This window comes from Methylococcus sp. S1M (genome assembly GCF_051295855.1).
Lineage (GTDB): Bacteria > Pseudomonadota > Gammaproteobacteria > Methylococcales > Methylococcaceae > Methylococcus > Methylococcus capsulatus.
In genome coordinates this window covers 1-775 of sequence record NZ_JBPDXO010000033.1, presented here as the reverse complement: position 1 = coordinate 775, position 775 = coordinate 1, and the positions used below count along the sequence as shown (strand labels likewise).

Here is a 775-nt window from a genome sequence, read left to right as displayed (position 1 = left end):
AAGTAGATCAGGATCGACATGAACGCGGAGAAGAATGCCGATACCGGCGCCACGTCCTTACCGAAGGTACGCAGGGTGCCCTTCTCTACCATGCGGATGTACTCAGGCGTACCCGTACGCACATAGTTGTAACCCTGGATGTCGGCGATCGACATCAGCATGCCGTTGTATTCCACCGGCACGTGCAGCGGCGCGATGATCGGCCAGTTGCCCGGGTAGAAGATCAGACCCCAGCCCATCGCACCGACGATCGCGGTGAACAGGTAGCTGCCCGACAGCATCAGCACGGTGTCCAGGATGATGGCGCCCGGCACCAGCGAGGCAGGGAACACGAAGTTGATCGGGAAGTAGGTCCAGCCCCAGAAGTTGAAATAACGGTTGATCCACTCGCCCAGCAGCAGACCCAGGACGCACACGGTGGCTCCCCAGGGCAGACGATACCGCTCCCACAGGTAGGATTGTACGGCCGCCGGGAAGGTGACCAGTACGATCGGGGTCACCGTGACCCACAGTCGACGGTCTTTCCAGTCCGACCAGAAGTCCCAGTCACCCATGGTGAGCATGGCGTGAATGTGGTACGAGCCCACGATCACGAAAAACACCACGAACAACGCCATCCAGTCGATGGTCCGGGATACCTGGACCGCTTCGGCGTGCGAACGAACCGCAGATTGCGCAGCACTCATTAAAGTTACCTCCAAATTTGTCGTTTTCTTATTTTCGACGGGAGCCGGATCAATCCACCCCGTCGCCGCGAGTCCCTTCCGGCCGCCGG

General features: G+C 59.6%; 1 protein-coding gene. It reads right to left on the bottom strand.

The annotated features are described in order from the left end of the window. A partial coding sequence (gene amoA, locus ACSHWJ_RS15950) for a bacterial ammonia monooxygenase, subunit AmoA (RefSeq protein ID WP_432540104.1) occupies positions 1-686 on the bottom strand: 686 nt, incomplete at its 3' end. Positions 687-775: the final 89 nt, after the last annotated feature.